Genomic DNA, 15,040 nt, shown 5'->3' with positions numbered 1-15,040 from the left:
GGCGACCACGCCGTCGGTGGCGATCTTCTCCCCGGGGCGGACGACGAACTCGTCACCGACGATGAGTTGATCGGTGGGGATGCGCTGTTCGACACCCTCGCGCAGGACGGAGACTTCCTTGGCACCGAGCTCGAGCAGGGCACGCAGGGCGGCACCGGCGCGTCGCTTGGAGCGTGCTTCGAAGTAGCGGCCGGCGAGGATGAAGGTGGTGACTCCGGCTGCGGCCTCGAGGTAGATGTTGCCGGCCCCGTCGGAGCGGGAGATGGTCAGCTCGAACGGGTGTGTCATGCCGGCCGTTCCGGCGGTGCCCCAGAACAGGGCATACAACGACCACCCCAGTGCTGCGATGGTGCCCATCGAGATCAGGGTGTCCATCGTTGAGGTGGCGTGCCGCAGATTGGTGAAGGCGGCCTTGTGGAACGGCCATGCCCCCCACACCACCACGGGTGCGGCGAGGGTCAGGGAAAGCCACTGCCAGTTGGTGAACTGCAGTACCGGAACCATGGCCATCGCGATCACCGGCACGCTGAGCACCAGCGATATGAGCAGGCGTTGGCGCAGCGAGGCGGTGGGGTCGATCTCGGCTGGCCCGGCCGCGTCGGGGTCGGTGGAGGAGGCGGCGGGCGCGGGGACCGTGGCGGTGTAGCCGGCCTGCTCGACGGTGCCCACGAGATCCTCGGTCGAGACATCACCGACGTAGTCGACGCGTGCTTTTTCGGTGGCGTAGTTCACCGTCGCGGTGACACCGTCGAGCTTGTTGAGCTTTTTCTCGATCCGGTTCGCGCAGGAGGCGCAGGTCATACCACTGATGTCGAGTTCGACCCGGCCGTCGGCGGTGGGGTGGTGCGTGACGGGATTCATCGTCGCTCCTCTCGGGGTGTGGTGGTGTGTCAGTGTCCGTGCCCGGCGGGCATCGGCTCCGAGGCGGCGGGCACCGCGGCGTATCTGCTGTCGGTGACCATCAATCCTCCAGGTCTCTGATTGGCGACGGGCCCGCCCGCAGTGGACACCGCGGCGGCGTCGTGAGTCGAGGTGTCGTGTGTGTCGGGTGGTGCGGCACCTTCGGGGCCGAAGGCGTCCCCGGCTCCGAAGGCGAGCCCGAAGACCGCGGCTAGGGCGATGGTGAATCCGACGAACTTCGATGATGCGTTCATCGTGCGAATCTCCTGTCCGGGTCTGGTGTCGATCAGGAGGCGAGCTGGTAGCCGGCCTCGTCGACTGCGTGGGCGATGGCCGTCTGCTCGATCGGGGTGTCCGAGTCGATATCGACTCGGCCGCTCGCGAGGTCGACATTCACGGCGGTCACACCGGGGATGCCGCTGATCTCCTCTCGGACCGAGGAGACGCAGTGCCCGCAGGTCATTCCGGTGACGGTGACGGTGGTGTTCATCGATGCCCTTCTTTCTTCGATTCGGAATGTGATCGAGGTCGTCGCGACCCACTTACAGATTTACCATACCCCCCTACGGTATGCAACGAGATGTGCCGCACCGGTGCTACGGCATGACCCTGGGCACTGACCGGAACACCGCCCTCGGATGCGGGAGCGGCACCCAGAATCGAACGTCGCACCAGAGCCTGCATCGGCGGGCGTCCTCGACTCCGGCTACTACGAACGCGGATTACGCGCGCGCAGAGATGCCCACAATCTTCTCGATGATGTCGCTTCCGTCCTTGCCGACGTCGAATCTCGTGCGGACAGAGTGTTCTTTGGGTGATGATCATCGTCATCGCCATACTGGCCACGATCATGCTCTTCGTATACGAGCGTTCGGCCATCACACCGGTAGTCGGTGCGCAGGCAATCCATTCGGCGTTCTGTCCTGGCTGCGGTCGGCGTCGCTGCGTTGACCGTACTGGCGTTCGACCTCGGGATGGGTGGTTGGATGCTGCTGCTGTACTACACCGAGACCATGCCACCGGCCACCGATGCTGCGTTCTGGATGCTCATGCAAATCGGTATCGTCCTCGGGGTGGTCACGGGTTACCCCGTCGTCCGTCGCCTCCAACGTCACCGCAGTACCCCCGCCTGAGGTGTGGGTGGCCCGCATTCGTGTGAATGCGGGCCACCGGTCGGTGGATAGTCGTGAACGGTGCCGCGTCGATACCCTCGTGTTCGGCAATCATCGTCGAGGTCTCGGGTGTGGGCAATGCAGGCCACTTCTCGGCGTGCACTGCCGCTAGCCGGTGGCCGGTACCTCGCCGCTTTCGGTCACCGTGGTCTCGGTGGGGGGTGGGGTGAGCCGGTCGGATCGATCGAGCGCATAGAGAGCGGCCACAGATGCCGCCCCGACCAGGGTCAGTATCGCCCAGATCAGTGCACCCAGATGCGCGTCGCTGAGAAGCCCGAAGACGGCTCCTGTACCCAGGTTGCCGAGCAGGATGCCGACCCCGACGATGGTGTTGTAGAACCCGTAATGGGTGGCCACCAGCTTCCCGCCCGACAGGGTCACCACCGTGTCCATCTCGAACGGAAACACCGCGGCGGTGCCGACCGCCAACAGTGCAGCGGTGAACACCAGGGCACCGGCGGCGGCCCACCCGCCCAGCGCGGCCGGGCTCGGCAGCACGATCAGCGGGAGGAACGCCAGCGCCATGATTGCCATACCGACCACCACGCTTCGCCCCGAACCCCACCTGCGGGACAACCAGGACGTGATCCGGAACTGCCCGGCGATCGCGACCACGCCGGAGACCACGAACAACGAGGTCACCAGAGCGGTGTCGGACCTGCCGTTACCGACTACCACCGCAGCCTGCAGCGGCAGCGCAAGATAGATCTGGAACGAAAGCACGTAGGATCCGATCATCGCCAGCGCGAACAGCACGAAGGGTCGGTTGGCCATCACCACCCGCCAGTCCTCGAGTACCGATGTCGTGGCCCCGGTCGTCTCGGCCCGGTGCGCGGGGAGCGTCCAAATCTGCACGATCGTCAGAACAGCAAAAATCGCGGCCGCTGCCAGTGAGGTGACTCGGAAGTCGAGGGTGGTCAGAGCGAGACCGATCAACGGGCCCAGCAGAATCCCGGCCTGATAGAACACGTTGAACACCGCGAACGCCTCGACCCGCCGTGGCCCTGCGTCGGCGGCCAGATACGCCCGCACGGCCGGGTTGAACAGCGCACCGGCGAACCCGGTCGCGGCCGAGGCGAGCAGGATCGCCGGCAGCGATTCCACGGCCGCGAGCAGTACGAAACCGGCAACTCGCAGCAGGCAGCCGGCGACGATCAGGGGTTTGTATCCGAGGCGGTCGGCGAGGGTGCCGCCGAGCAGGAACATCCCTTGCTGGGAGAAGTTCCGCATCCCCAGCACCAGCCCGACCGCCCACGCCGCCAGGCCCAGGGAACCGGCCAGATACCCGGCCAGGTACGGCATCAGCATGTAGAAACCGACGTTGATGGAGAACTGGTTGACCATCAACACCTGGCTGGGCCGGTCGAAGCTACGGAACTTGGTCAGAAAAGTTTTCATCGAACGCTCTCGGTGGGATCGACGACGGTGGGATCGACGACGGTGGCGCACCGCGTCCACGACGTCACAGTCTCATCGGTGGGGTGGGCGATGGTCGTCGGCTCGGTCGGCGGGTCAACGTCGAGCAGGCCGTGCTCGGTGCAGTAGTCGTCGTTGTAGATGGTGTCGAAGTAGCGCTGCGGTCCGTCGGGGAAGACGGCCGCGACCCGGGTCTCCGGCGGGCTGGTGCGAGCGATCCAGCCGGCCGCGAGGGCGACGGCCCCGACGCTCCAGCCGCCGCTGGCGTGGTGCGTCGCCGCCAGGGTGCGGCACGACCACACCGCTTCGTGCGGGGCCACCCAGTGCACCTCGTCGAAGGCGGGATAGTCGATGTTGTCGGGATAGATGCTCGAACCCAACCCGCGCATGAGCCGAGTGCTGGCGGGTTGCCCGAAGATCGTCGATCCGATGGTGTCGACACCGACCAGTTTCAGGTCGGGGCAGAACTGCCGGAGCACCCGGGCCACCCCGGCGGAGTGCCCTCCGGTGCCCACCGAGCAAACCAAGGTGTCGACGCGTCCGAGCTGGGCGATGAGTTCGTGAGCGAGCGACTCGTACGCCTCGACATTGTCCGGGTTGGTGTACTGATCCGGGCACCACGACCCTGGATGTGTATCGAGGAGCTCACGGACCTTCTCACGCCGGGCCTGCTGCCAGCCGCCGTCGGGGTGCGGTGTGGTGACCAGTTCGACGCGGGCACCGTACGCGGCGAGCATCCGGTGCACGATCGGTTCCAGTCCCGGGTCGGCGACGAGGGTGACGGGGTGGTGATGGGTGATCCCGGCCAGGGCCAGACCCAGGCCGAGGGTTCCGCTGGTGGATTCGATGATCATCGCGCCGGGAGCGAGGTCGCCGCGGGCCTTGGCTTTTTCGACCATGTGCAGCGCGGGGCGGTCTTTCATCCCACCGGGATTGCTGCCTTCGAGTTTCGCCCAGAAGCCGCGGCCGGAGTCCGCGAACGGTTCACCGATCCACAGAACGGGCGTGTTGCCGACCATTGTGCTCGGTTCCGGGCAGTTCTTGGCGGTCGCCAACATGTGGCCGGCGGAGGACGGTGGCACGAGTGTGGAGCGAACAGCACTGTTCATGATGAGTAGTCCCTGTATGTGATCTGCGAGGAGCGCAGTAAGTGAGTGATGGGCAGCACGAACTGGGCCATGAGAGGAGAAGTCCTCGGATGGCCCGCGGGCTGCTGATCAGCACCTGTTGATACAGAGTTCGTTCAAGACGGTTCGGCCGTGCCGGATCGGAATGGGTAGATCCGGTGGGGCTCGCGAAATGCGCGGGGCAGACATCGCCACCAACACCACAGCGAAGGCCATCGCTGCGACCGCGGCGATGGTCGATGGGCGGGGCGGGTTGTCGGATCGGGGCATTGCGATGACGGTGTTCGTATCGTGCGCCATGTGGGGCGATCCGTCGTCGATGTGCGCGTGGTTGGGGGAGAGTTCCGCGGCGGCCTGAGACGAGGACGAAACGATGTGTACGCCGTCGCTGTGATGGTCCTGTTCCCAGGCGATGCCGCATTGAGCGATGGTGTGAGCCAACAAATACAGGACAGCGGCGACTGCGATAACCGTCCGCAGGCGCGGCGGGCCCAGCGCAGAGATTCTCACAACGCCTCGACGGTAGCAGCCGGAAACTGGGTTGGCCCAAACCCATTCAGGGTGCCCCTGATGTGCCGCCGCCGAATCGGGCGGTCACACCGCCCGCCCGCAGGCACCACATGTTTCTGGTCACGTCGAACACGGCCAGGACGATCGGGGCGGTGATCATGATGGCCGCCAGAGCAGATGCACCCGCATATGTCGGCGTGCTGCGGCGCGGTAGAAGCCAGTCTCCATCCCGGGGTCCAGCACGCATCTTGTGCGAGCCGAGGGTGGTCCGTGCACCGGTCGATGCCCGGCCACGAAGGGCACCGCGAAGGACAAAGGGCACAGCGAAGGTGCGCGGTCGATATCCCGGGGTATGCATCGACGTCGCAGAGGCGCGGTGTCGGCGGGGGAGCCGGTCCGGGCTCACCGCTGTTACTACTATCGTGCATAGTAGTAACCGAGGGTGGTCAGGTGGCGCTATGCCGTACATGAGAAAAGAGCCATGCAGGCATGCTCGATATCGAGTCCAGCGCAACAACAGTGAACCGTCACCGACGAACCCGACGTCGCCGTGTGTTCACCGCGATAGCAGGCAGGTCATCGTGTGCGGTATCTGCTGGTGTGCTGTTGTACGCGGGCTTTCCACCTCGGTCGCTGTGGTTCCTCGCGCCGTTGGGTGTCGGGGTTCTTGTTCTCGTCATCCGCGGCCGTTCCATCCGGGCGGCGTTCTTCTACGGGTATCTGTCGGGATTGGCGTTCTTTCTGCCTCTGCTGCCCTGGGTGGGTGTCTACGTCGGTGCCCCGCCGTGGCTGGCGCTCGCGGCGATCCAAGCGATAGCAGTGGCACTGTTCTGCGCTGCAGCGGCCGCAGTGTCCGGGTTGCGCTTCGAACCGCTGTGGATCGCCGCGATCTGGACCGCCACCGAAGGTCTGCGCGCACGGATTCCGTTCGGGGGATTTCCGTGGGGGAAACTAGCTTTCGCCCAAGCAGACGGCCCTCTGCTCTCGCTTGCCGCGTTCGCCGGTGCGCCCGGTGTATCTTTTGCAGTCGCAGTGATCGGCGCGGCACTGGCCAGTGTGGTCCGCCAGGTACGCCCGCCGACGCCGCGATTCGCAGTCGGGTCGGTGGCCACTGTGGTGATCGTGCCGGCTCTGGCTTTCGCGCTCACTCCCGCTGACGATGCAGGCGCAGCGCGTGCGACGGTCGCCGTTGTTCAAGGCAACGTTCCGCGGTCGGGTCTGGACTTCAACTCGCAACGTCGAGCAGTTCTCGACAATCACATCGAGCGAACAATGCAGCTCGGGGACGACATCACCGCCGGCAGGGTGCCCGCTCCCGACCTGGTGATCTGGCCGGAGAATGCATCCGATATCGACCCACTGCGCAACGCCGACGCCACTGCCGGGATCGACGCTGCAGCGCGGTCGGTCGGGGTGCCGATTCTGGTCGGAGCTGTGCTCGGTAACGACGACGGCACCTCGATGAATACCTCGATCGTGTGGGATCCGGTACTCGGACCGGGGGAGCGACACGACAAACGCAAACTTGTTCCTTTCGGAGAGTATCTCCCGATGCGATCTGTGATGACGAGGTTGTCCTCCTACGCCTCGCAGGCCGGTAACTTCGTTCCCGGGTCGGGCGACGGTGTCGTCGATATCGCCGGAATTCCGACGGCCGTCGCCACCTGTTACGAGGTCGCGTTCGACGAGCTGGTCACCGACTCCGTGCGTGCGGGGGCGCAGCTGATCACGGTCCCCACCAACAATGCGACGTTCGGGCGCACCGATATGACCTACCAGCAGTTGGCGATGTCGCGGCTGCGGGCGGTCGAGCACAACAGGACTGTTCTCGTTGCGGCGACCAGTGGGGTCAGTGCCGTCATCGACCCACAGGGGAAGGTCGCAGATCGTTCGGGCTTGTTCGCTGCGCAGACGTTGGTCGCTGATGTTGCCCTGGAAACGAGATCGACGTGGGCGACAAAGCTGGGACCGCTTCCGGAGTACGCCGCGGTCGTTCTTGCTGTCGTGGGGTGTGCTCTCGCATGGAGAAGGCAGCGTTCGCCGGCCGATGGTCTCCGACCGTCGACGTCCGGTGCTACCGCGCTGTGAGGCACGAAACCACTGCGGGGGACATCGAACTACTAACCATGATAGTAATTACCCCACTCGTCGTGTATCTTTTCGTTATCGCGTCGTGATCCGTTCGATACATCAGTGAGGTGCGCACGTCGATGATTACGCCTCGCTCCATTCGATTACCGAGGACTCTGCTGTGGCACAACACCGTATGACCCGCATGACCGACCGACGTCGACAGTTGTCGGACTGTGACGTGCCGGGAGTGGCGGTGACGCCGAGAGGGCGGCATCGCGCTCGGGCGCGCGCCACCGAGCGCCGCGGCAGTGTCGCTGTCGGTATTGCGGTGGCAGCGGGCGCTCTGGTCACGGCGGGTGCCCAATATGCGAGTCCCGCCCAGGCGCAGGCAGTCCCCGTGCACGAAGCGACACCGATGCAGGACCCGGTGGCCGAATACTTGCCTCAGATCCTCGCCATACCGGAGATCTCCAATATCAACGATGCGATCGAGCAGTTGGCGAAGGGGCAACGAAGGGCAGAGGAGAGCGCTGCGCGTGATGCAGCGGCGCTGCGACCACTGTTCGTTCGTCCGGTCGCCGGGACCCTGACCTCGGATTTCGGTCCACGATGGGGGACTACGCACACCGGGCTCGACATCGCCAACGCTATCGGAACTCCCGTCTACGCGGCAGCCGACGCTACCGTGCTCGACTCCGGTCCTGCAGACGGTTTCGGCCTCTGGGTACGTCTTCAGCATGACGATGGAACGACAACGGTCTACGGGCACATCGATCAAACCTTGGTGACCGTGGGGCAACGAGTGCAAGCCGGTGAGCAGATCGCCACTGTCGGCAATCGTGGCCAATCGACCGGGCCTCACCTGCATTTCGAGGTCGTCGACGCGGCGGGGAGCAAGGTCGATCCTCAGGAGTGGCTCGCCTCTCGGGGTGTCGCGCTGTCCGACGCGGCTGTTCGGTCGTAGGCCCCCGTTTCACCTCTCGGGCTCGCAGTAGGTACGGCGAACTTACCGGAATGCGGGCGATCGTACTGCGCGCCCGCTGAACATGTCGAGGCACCGAGGGTTCAGGTCTGATGGTGAAAACGAGACCGCAGAGACGCATCCGAAGTCAGTGCAACAGTGCGGAATTCGTTCCCATCGGCGGGCCGTGCGGTCGAGGCTCGACTACGAGTCACGGTCCGAACCGGTGATGGTGGCTCCGCGTTCCGCGAGCCAAAGTCTGGGGTCGACCTTGTTGCCGGCGGGTGTGTCGACCTCGAAGTGCAGATGTGGACCGGTGGAGATACCCCGGTTTCCTACCGTCGCAATTTCTTCACCAGCAGTGACGCGTTGACCTACGGTCACGAGGTTGTCGTTGTTGTGCCCGTAGGTCGTTACGGTGCCGTCATCGTGGCGTATGCGCACCCAGAGTCCGAAGCCCTGGGCCGGTCCTGCGCTGATCACGTCGCCGTCCGCAACGGCGACGATCGGTGTACCGGTGGAGTTGGCGATGTCGATTCCTTGATGGGCGCGGCCGTCGCCGAAGGTCGAGGTCAACGTTCCTGTTGTCGGCGCACGATACTTTCCGTTGCTCGACCCTGTTGTGCCGGTAGGGGATTGCGGGGCGGCCGACGGATGATCGCCCGCCTCGGGTGTCGTGGTTTCGGGTGTCGTTGTTTCAGATGACGTGCCGGGTGCCGACGTTTCAGGCACAGTGGCGTCGGGTTCGAGCGCGGGCAGTTCGGGCGTCGACGGGTCGGCGGCCGACTCGGGGTCCTGAGTGTCCTGAGTGTCCTGAGTGTCCTGGGTGCCTTGGGCGGTCGGTTGTTCGGTCGAGGGCTCGGCGTTCGACCTGCCGGGTGGGACCGCCGCATGTCCGCGCGACGAGGTGTGCGGGGTGGCCGGATCGTGGGGAGTCTCGGCGGCCGCGAGTGTGGATGCAAGTGTGGCGACGTCCATCGACGACACCAGTCGGGGGAGAACTGTGGGGTCGATGTCGTCGATCGGCGCGAGACAGGGGATCAGTCGCGAAAGGGCTCCCGTTGGTCCGTCAGCTGTATCGGTGGCTCCGATCGTGCCCACGAGGCAGGAGACGATGCGGCTCTGTGGGCCGGCCAGGTCGTCGAGAGCGCCGTTGGCGCGAATCTCGCGTAGTGCGCCGACGACGAGATCGAGGACCTCCTGTTGGACGTGCGGGTCCGATTGGGCCTGCGCGGGGAAGGCAGGCGGCGGCGCAGCCGGATCGGCGTCCGGGGCTGCAGACGCCGTGGGTGCCAGCGCGAGGATGCCTCCCACGAACGCGGTACCGACGAGGATGCGAGTACCCCACCGAGTTCGGTGCGCCATGTACGAGGACGAGGGCAGAGGTCTCATGTCGGTGGTCCTCCTGGACGGCAACTGCATACCTGGCAGTAATTCAGGTCGCCTTCGAGTCAAGGCGACACGCCGCATCACTATTACACCCTTTCCGCACAAGCACCATCAGTCACAGTGAATTACATCGGTAACATTCGCACCCTGCGACCCATTTCGATCGTCGGGTTGTTTCTCGGGAGCCGAAGTTCATGTACGTAATATCTTCTGCGCCAGAAGGACTCGGCGTCGCTGGACGGCCTTCATCGTGCGCCTCGATGGGGACGGTCGTCTTCGGCGAACGGCCGGAGAGCTGTGTGCTGGCACTGTGAGGCCCGAGGGTGAAGGGGCCGCGAAAGCGTTGACGGCGTGCAGGATCCACGTTGCTACTATCGAAGATAGTAGATCGTGTAGTATGACGCTGACAGACCGGAAGACATCGTCGAGGTGAACGAGACAGAGGTGCAGGGTGCAGCGGGTGACGACACGCTGGTCCCTACTTGCGATCATCGTCATCGTGACAGTTGTTGGAGCGCTGGCATTGTGGTCTCGAGATCCCTCGACCCAGTCGGTGGGGTCCGCAGGATCGGCACCTCACGTCGAGGACGAGGATCTCCCGTCGGCAGTGATCGCTACCCGTGCTGCCCTCGAGCCGTGCCCGACCTCGTCGCCGGTTCCGTCCCCCGTAACTGGCGAGCTCGTCGGTACGTCCGCACGATGCTTGGGAACGTCGGACTTATCCGATCTGGGGACCTCCCTGGCTGGGCAACCCACATTGCTCAATGTCTGGGCGTCGTGGTGCGGTCCGTGTAGACAGGAGATTCCGGTTCTGGCCCAGTACGCCGCAGAACCGGATGCGGTTCGGGTCGTCGGTCTCAACGTCCAAGACGATGCCGATGCGGCATTGAGCCTGCTCACCGAGCTGGGAGTGCACTATCCCTCGTTCGATCAGGCCGACGCGGCGTTGCAGACACTTGACGCGCCCCCTGTCCTGCCCCTGAGTTTCTTGGTCCAGAGCGATGGAACGATCGAGCGCATCACCTCGACGCCGGTGTTCTACGACCCGAGTCAGGTGCGGGAGGCGGTAACAGCGCTTGTGCGCTGATCTCAGCACGAGCACGAGCACGAGCACCAGCACCAGCAACGCGGCGAGGATCGAACGCCCGCCGGCGGACGGACTTCTACAGAATTGGGAGATGTGTATGACCAGGCAGCGGGCAGGTGCGTTCTCGCTCACGCGCCGCAACTTTCTCGCGCTGAGCGCGGCCGGAACGAGTGCCGTCGTGTTGGCGGCATGCGGCAATGGCTCGTCCGCAGCGACAGTTGTCGGACCGGACTCCGATGTGGTGGGACAGGCCGAGGACGCGCGGCGCTCGGCCGTCGGCAGACAAGTCGATATTTCCTTGAGAGCTCAGTCGAGCACGATCGACCTCGGCGGAGTGCAGGTACAGACCTGGACTTTCGGCGACAGACTCCCCGGTGCCGAGATTCGCCTGAGCCGAGGTGATGTGTTGCGCGCACAGCTCGACAACCGCCTCGAGCAGGAGACGACGATCCATTGGCACGGAATCGCCTTGCGCAACGACATGGACGGAGTGCCGGGCCTGACTCAGCCGGCTGTGGCTTCCGGTGACTCGTTCGGCTACGACTTCACCGTGCCCGACGCGGGCACGTACTTCTTTCACCCTCACGTCGGTACCCAACTCGACAGAGGACTGTATGCACCGCTGATCGTCGAGGACCCCGCCGACGGCTCGGACTACGACCTCGAAGCCGTCCTGGTCCTGGACGACTGGCTCGACGGGGTAGCCGGCGACCCCGATCGAGAACTCGAACGGCTGCGCAGCGAGGGCATGTCGATGGGCGGCATGTCGATGAGCGCGCCCACCGCCCAGTCGCCTCTCGGTGGCGACACCGGCGACGTGAGCTACCCGTACTACCTGATCAACGGCAAGATCGCCGCCGACCCCATCGTGCTCGGCGGACGGCCGGGCCAGCGGCTGCGCCTGCGCATCATCAACGCAGCTGCCGACACGGCCTTCCGTTTCGCAGTGGGGGGGCATCCTCTCACTGTTACTCACAGCGACGGATTTCCGGTTCAGCCCGAGCAGGCGCAATGCTTGTTGATAGGGATGGGAGAGCGTTACGACGCAATCATCACCTTGCAGGACGGGGCGTTTCCGATTGTCGCCGCCGCGGAAGGTAAGGACGGGAGCGGGTTCGCTGTGTTGCGTACCGGGCCAGGCGCCGCGCCGCAGTCCTCAGTCCGGCCTGCCGAACTCTCTGCAGCCCCGGTGATGGCTGATCAACTGATGTCGCTCGATACGGTCCGCTTGTCCGCACGCGAGCCGGATCGCACGTACGACATCGCTCTCGGGATGGAGATGGGCGGGTACACCTGGACGCTCAACGGTGAGACGTACGAGCAGCACACCCCCCTCGACGTTCGCGAAGGCGAAAGAGTACGACTTCGCTTCGTCAACGCCACCACGATGTTTCATCCCATGCATCTGCACGGACACACCTTCGAGGTTGTCAACGGTGCCGGATCAGGCCCCCGGAAGGACACCTCGCTGGTCTTGCCGAACCAAACTGTCGAAGTCGACTTCGACACCGACAATCCCGGCCAGTGGCTTCTGCACTGCCACAACCTCTATCACGGGGAAGCGGGAATGATGACATCGGTGTCCTACCTGGCGTGAGCCTACGGCCGCATTCGTATTCGAGGCATGCAAACCTCTCGGACCAGGGTGCTCGCTACCGAAGGATCACGTAGCTGGCTCGTTCGACGGGATAGAGTGAACACGCGCCTAGGAGGCACTCATGCAGGGTTTGGGAGAGCTCGAAGCTCTGGTGATGGACGTGGTGTGGAATACCAGCGCCGCAGTCCGGGTTCGTGATGTCATCGATCAACTCGAGGACGGTCGAGAACCGGCGTACACCACGATTCAGACGGTGCTCGACAATTTGCACCGTAAAGGCTGGGTACACCGACAACGCAACGGACGGGCATATTGGTACGAAGCCACCCGAAGCAGGGAAGAAGCCGCCTCCGACGCCTTGCGAATACTTCTCGAATCGACCGGCGACCCGACGAGCGTGCTGCTGCACTTCGCCCGCGGCGCTTCCGATGACGAATCGAAGGTGCTCACCCGCGGTCTGAAAGAGCGTCAGAGGTGACTGCCGTACTCCTGTGGGCCCTCGGTGGGCTGTTGGTTGCGGCTGCCGCGCCATTGCTGATGAGGTCGATGATCGACAGAGGTATCGATGCGCACGTCACGCTCTTGACGTGGTCGGCGCTCGTTGTGGGCACCTTGGTCAGCATTGCGGTACCGGTCGTGCTCAGTGCGATCCCCAGTCATGGGGGCGTGACGACCCTGGTCGACATCGCACACCAATGCTGGCTCGCCCTTCAGGGCGACATACCTGCCCGCGTCGAGGCCATCGTCGGGGTTGTCGGGATTGCGATGTTGGGCTGCGGCGCAGTCCGCTGGATCGTCCACCTGAGGCGCGCAGTGTGTGAGCGACGGCGAGTGTACGAGCGGCACATCGATCTGCTGCGCATCATCGCTGGAGGCGTCGGGTTTTCCGGTTCGAATCAACCCGCGTCGACCTTGTGGCTTCCGTTGGACAGTCCTCTCGCGTACAGCGTCGCGGGACGACCGGCGATGGTCGTGGCCAGCGAGGGGCTGCGTACGCAGTTGACGCCTGCTGAAGTCGAGGCGGTCCTCGCACACGAACGTGCACACATCGATGGCCGGCATCATCTGCTCGTAGGCATTGCCGAGTCGGTGGCCTATGCGTTTCCGTGGCTACCGATCATGCGAGCGTCACCTTCGCTCGTGCGCGCTCTGGTCGAACTCGACGCGGACGCCCGCGCAGCCCGCTCGCACGGACGAGACCCCGTGCGGCGCGCTCTGACTTCGCTGCGCCCGCACCCTGTTCCTCTGCCCGCCCTCGGTATGGTTTCCGATGCCACCGTTGTGCGGCTCGATCGTCTCGCCGTGGACCGAGTGATCCCGCATGCTCCCCTCCGGTGGGCGCGGGCGTTCGTAGCGTGCACCGCCGTTGCCCTGCCTGCGTTACCAGTAGTGGCCCTGCTGGGGGCCATGACGTTGGCATCCTGCGCGGTGGGATGAAATGCCCCGCGCGGCACTACAGATCACGGGAGCGAGTCCGCAATACTCGCCCCTCGGCTTTCGGGTGCGGGAAGCGATCATCATGAGACCGACGAGCGCGAGGACCATCGCCATCGGATAGCCGACCGCGAGATCCTGCCATCCGGCGCTCGGAAGAAACCGAAGCTGCCCGAGATGAATTACGACGTGGGTCGCACCGATCACGACACCCGCCATCAGGACCACCCAACCCCGACCTTGACGGCGGCGCTCACGCTTGTACGCCTCGGTGTAGGGGCCGCCCGCGTCTTCCGACGACCGGCCGTCTCGTTCTTCGCCTGACATCGCGCGCTGCCAGCACGTCCATACGTTGTCGATCGTGAGCGAGTCGGCCGACGGAGCCGAACCACCGCCGAGGAGAAGGCAACCTGGGGCGAGGGCACGCCTGCGCTGGTAGCACTGAGGGTGACAGCGGGCGAGGTTCTGATTCGCCGGTACAGGCCGGGGCCCGTTCGACGTCGTTTGCGCCCGCTGGCAAACCGATAGGTTCACTTCCCGGCAGTAGCGGGACCATCGGCGAAGTGTCCGGTCCCGACCTGGTAAACCCTGACCAAGACGATCTCGGCATTCGATTTCACCGGATCGGTTCTGGTGCTCGACCTTCGGGGGCGGTGGTGCGGAACGTGCGTGATCATTCTCCGATGGTTCGTCCGGTGTTTCGCCACGCGAGCATGCCGCCTTGTAGTTCGACGACATCGGTGTAGCCGAGAGAGGCCAGTTCTTTCGCAGCGGTGGCGCTCATTGTCCCGGTACGGCAGTAGATCGCCAGCGGCGTGGTCCGGTCGGGCGGCAACGTCGCGGCCTGTTGTCGGATCTGGTCGAAGGGAAGGCTCGAGTCGGTTCCCGGGAGCTGGCCCTCGTCGGGGGTATGGACGTTGATCGTGACTCGGGCGGGATCGGCGATTGCGGCGGCGAAGTCAGCGGGATCGAGCAGTTCCGCCCGTGTAGCAACGGGCATCGACGCGGTGGGCTCAGAGACCTCGCCGCCGGTACATCCAGCGAGTGCAAGGACGAGGACAGTCAGTATCGATGCCGGACTACGGAGCGTCGATCGGGACACCGAATGCGGTGCCATCGCATCGAGGTGATCACCGAAAGGCACACGCATAAAAATACGTTCGGTGATCACGAGAGCACCTGCGACGCTGCGAGGACGCCGATGAGGACCGCGCAGCAGATGAGCGAGACAGTGAGTCGGCCTCGACGAGTGTGCGCGTCCACTCGAAACAGAAACAGGCCTTGCCGGACCAATGTGTATGCGGCAATACTCCCCAGGAAGACCAGCCCTCCGACGGGAAGGTCGACCTGAAGTACCGCGGCGAGCGCAACTCC

17 protein-coding genes and 1 pseudogene are annotated in these 15,040 nt (G+C 64.7%); 8 read left to right on the top strand and 10 right to left on the bottom strand.

All coding sequences use genetic code 11. The annotated features are described in order from the left end of the window. From A2J02_RS15510 to A2J02_RS15500, 3 genes are all read right to left on the bottom strand, one after another. A partial coding sequence (locus A2J02_RS15510; protein WP_197478041.1) for a heavy metal translocating P-type ATPase occupies positions 1 to 861 on the bottom strand: 861 nt, incomplete at its 3' end. Positions 862 to 890: 29 nt separating this feature from the next. Then, complete coding sequence (locus A2J02_RS15505; protein ID WP_032375704.1) at positions 891 to 1,154, bottom strand: hypothetical protein; 264 nt, start codon at positions 1,152 to 1,154, stop codon at positions 891 to 893. A 32-nt stretch (positions 1,155 to 1,186) separates the two neighbouring features. Beyond that, entirely contained in the window at positions 1,187 to 1,390 is a 204-nt protein-coding gene (locus A2J02_RS15500) for a heavy-metal-associated domain-containing protein (RefSeq protein WP_032375705.1), read from the bottom strand. A gap of 403 nt (positions 1,391 to 1,793) precedes the next feature. On the opposite strand from A2J02_RS15500, the gene A2J02_RS15495 reads away from it, so the two are divergent. After that, the gene (locus tag A2J02_RS15495; protein ID WP_032375706.1) at positions 1,794 to 2,033 is read left to right on the top strand and encodes a DUF4396 domain-containing protein; all 240 of its coding nucleotides are present in this window, start codon (positions 1,794 to 1,796) and stop codon (positions 2,031 to 2,033) included. 147 nt (positions 2,034 to 2,180) lie between these two features. On the opposite strand, the gene A2J02_RS15490 is transcribed toward A2J02_RS15495, so the two are convergent. The 4 genes from A2J02_RS15490 to A2J02_RS15475 form a co-directional block, all read right to left on the bottom strand. Next, on the bottom strand, positions 2,181 to 3,470 hold the full coding sequence (locus A2J02_RS15490) for an MFS transporter (protein WP_032375707.1): 1,290 nt from the start codon (positions 3,468 to 3,470) through the stop codon (positions 2,181 to 2,183). Further along, complete coding sequence (locus A2J02_RS15485; RefSeq protein ID WP_032375708.1) at positions 3,467 to 4,597, bottom strand: PLP-dependent cysteine synthase family protein; 1,131 nt, start codon at positions 4,595 to 4,597, stop codon at positions 3,467 to 3,469. Before A2J02_RS15485 ends, A2J02_RS15490 begins: the two co-directional genes overlap by 4 nt. A 108-nt stretch (positions 4,598 to 4,705) precedes the next feature. Then, positions 4,706 to 5,125, bottom strand: coding sequence for a hypothetical protein (locus A2J02_RS15480; RefSeq protein WP_230593569.1), 420 nt, complete (start codon positions 5,123 to 5,125; stop codon positions 4,706 to 4,708). Between the two features lie 46 nt (positions 5,126 to 5,171). Continuing rightward, positions 5,172 to 5,372 (bottom strand): hypothetical protein, encoded by a 201-nt coding sequence (locus A2J02_RS15475; RefSeq protein WP_141215005.1) that lies wholly within the window; start codon positions 5,370 to 5,372, stop codon positions 5,172 to 5,174. A 242-nt stretch (positions 5,373 to 5,614) separates the two neighbouring features. On the opposite strand from A2J02_RS15475, the gene lnt reads away from it, so the two are divergent. Continuing rightward, positions 5,615 to 7,213, top strand: a complete 1,599-nt coding sequence (gene lnt, locus A2J02_RS15470) for an apolipoprotein N-acyltransferase (protein ID WP_080733460.1) — start codon at positions 5,615 to 5,617, stop codon at positions 7,211 to 7,213. Positions 7,214 to 7,376: 163 nt separating this feature from the next. After that, entirely contained in the window at positions 7,377 to 8,162 is a 786-nt protein-coding gene (locus A2J02_RS15465) for a M23 family metallopeptidase (protein WP_231911468.1), read from the top strand. A 201-nt stretch (positions 8,163 to 8,363) separates the two neighbouring features. Here the strand turns inward: A2J02_RS15465 and A2J02_RS27265 are convergent, their stop codons facing one another. Further along, positions 8,364 to 9,551 carry a M23 family metallopeptidase gene (locus A2J02_RS27265; protein WP_230593571.1) on the bottom strand — a complete coding sequence of 396 codons (1,188 nt, stop codon included), beginning with the start codon at positions 9,549 to 9,551 and terminating at the stop codon, positions 8,364 to 8,366. Between the two features lie 496 nt (positions 9,552 to 10,047). Here A2J02_RS27265 and A2J02_RS15455 point away from each other — a divergent pair, with 496 nt between their 5' ends. From A2J02_RS15455 to A2J02_RS27735, 5 genes are all read left to right on the top strand, one after another. Then, entirely contained in the window at positions 10,048 to 10,635 is a 588-nt protein-coding gene (locus tag A2J02_RS15455) for a TlpA family protein disulfide reductase (protein ID WP_080733473.1), read from the top strand. 97 nt (positions 10,636 to 10,732) lie between these two features. Beyond that, complete coding sequence (locus tag A2J02_RS15450) at positions 10,733 to 12,232, top strand: multicopper oxidase family protein (protein ID WP_032375791.1); 1,500 nt, start codon at positions 10,733 to 10,735, stop codon at positions 12,230 to 12,232. Between the two features lie 121 nt (positions 12,233 to 12,353). Beyond that, positions 12,354 to 12,710 (top strand): BlaI/MecI/CopY family transcriptional regulator, encoded by a 357-nt coding sequence (locus tag A2J02_RS15445; RefSeq protein WP_032375711.1) that lies wholly within the window; start codon positions 12,354 to 12,356, stop codon positions 12,708 to 12,710. Next, positions 12,707 to 13,669 carry a M56 family metallopeptidase gene (locus A2J02_RS15440; RefSeq protein WP_032375712.1) on the top strand — a complete coding sequence of 321 codons (963 nt, stop codon included), beginning with the start codon at positions 12,707 to 12,709 and terminating at the stop codon, positions 13,667 to 13,669. Before A2J02_RS15445 ends, A2J02_RS15440 begins: the two co-directional genes overlap by 4 nt. Positions 13,670 to 13,843: 174 nt before the next feature. After that, positions 13,844 to 13,990, top strand: coding sequence for a hypothetical protein (locus tag A2J02_RS27735; protein WP_156516238.1), 147 nt, complete (start codon positions 13,844 to 13,846; stop codon positions 13,988 to 13,990). Positions 13,991 to 14,339: 349 nt separating this feature from the next. Here A2J02_RS27735 and A2J02_RS15430 read toward each other — a convergent pair whose 3' ends face one another. Beyond that, positions 14,340 to 14,816 (bottom strand): rhodanese-like domain-containing protein, encoded by a 477-nt coding sequence (locus A2J02_RS15430; RefSeq protein WP_231578189.1) that lies wholly within the window; start codon positions 14,814 to 14,816, stop codon positions 14,340 to 14,342. A gap of 17 nt (positions 14,817 to 14,833) precedes the next feature. Next, positions 14,834 to 15,040, bottom strand: a pseudogene (locus A2J02_RS28295) (prolipoprotein diacylglyceryl transferase family protein); the annotation flags it as partial.

The sequence above is a fragment of the Rhodococcus sp. EPR-147 genome (assembly GCF_001647185.1).
GTDB lineage: Bacteria > Actinomycetota > Actinomycetes > Mycobacteriales > Mycobacteriaceae > Rhodococcoides.
This window is presented reverse-complemented; position numbering and strand designations above follow the sequence as displayed.